At 76.2% G+C, this 870-nt stretch carries 1 protein-coding gene; it reads right to left on the bottom strand.

Annotated features, from left to right (window positions below):
* Positions 1 to 870, bottom strand: an 870-nt coding sequence (locus HUW36_RS33630; protein ID WP_174531674.1) for a beta-ketoacyl reductase, incomplete at both ends; no start/stop codon positions are given.

Genomic DNA, 870 nt, shown 5'->3' with positions numbered 1-870 from the left:
GCCGGTCAGGGCGCGGAGCACCGTCGGGACCGGCCCGCCGTCGAGGGCGGCCCGCAGCGCCGGTACGTCGACGACGGCCGGCACGAGCACCGGCCGGCCCTCGGCGAGCGCCGCGTCGAACAGTTCCAGCCCCACGTCGGTGCCCATCGGCGGCAACCCGGCGCGTGCCGACCGCTGCCGCTCCTCCTCGGGCAACGACGCCGCCATCCCCGCCGTGTCCCACATCCCCCAGGCGAGGCTGACCGCCGGTAGACCGTCCTGCCGCCGGGCCGTCGCCAACGCGTCCAGGAACGCGTTCCCCGCCGCGTACGCCGCCTGACCGGGCGAGCCGAGCACGCCGGCGAGGGACGAGAACAACACGAACAGGTCCAGGTCGAGATCACGGGTCGCCTCGTGCAACCACCACCCGGCGGTCACCTTCGGCGCCAGCACGTTCGCCAACCGCTCCGGGCTGAGCGCCGACACCACACCGTCGTCCAACACACCGGCGGTGTGCACCACCCCGACCAACCGACCCGGCACCCCGGCGACCAGCCGGAACACCTGCTCCCGATCGGTCACGTCGGCAGCGACCACCGACACCGACGCACCCAGCCCGGTCAACCGCTCGGTCAACGCCGCCGCCCCCGGGGCGGCCGGACCCTGCCGCGACACCAGCACCAGCGACCGCACCCCGTGCCCGGTCACCAGATGCTCGGCCACCAGCGCGCCCAACGCGCCGGTACCACCCGTCACCAGCACCGTGCCGTCACCGGCGCCGGACGCCGCCGCGCCGCCAGCGGCGGCGCGGACGAGACGGGGCACGGACACCCGGCCGTCCCGGACCGCCACCTGACCGCCGGTGGGGTCGGTGGCGACGCGGGCGAGCAG

The organism is Micromonospora maritima, assembly GCF_902825405.1.
In the GTDB taxonomy this organism is placed as follows: domain Bacteria; phylum Actinomycetota; class Actinomycetes; order Mycobacteriales; family Micromonosporaceae; genus Micromonospora; species Micromonospora maritima.
This window is presented reverse-complemented; position numbering and strand designations above follow the sequence as displayed.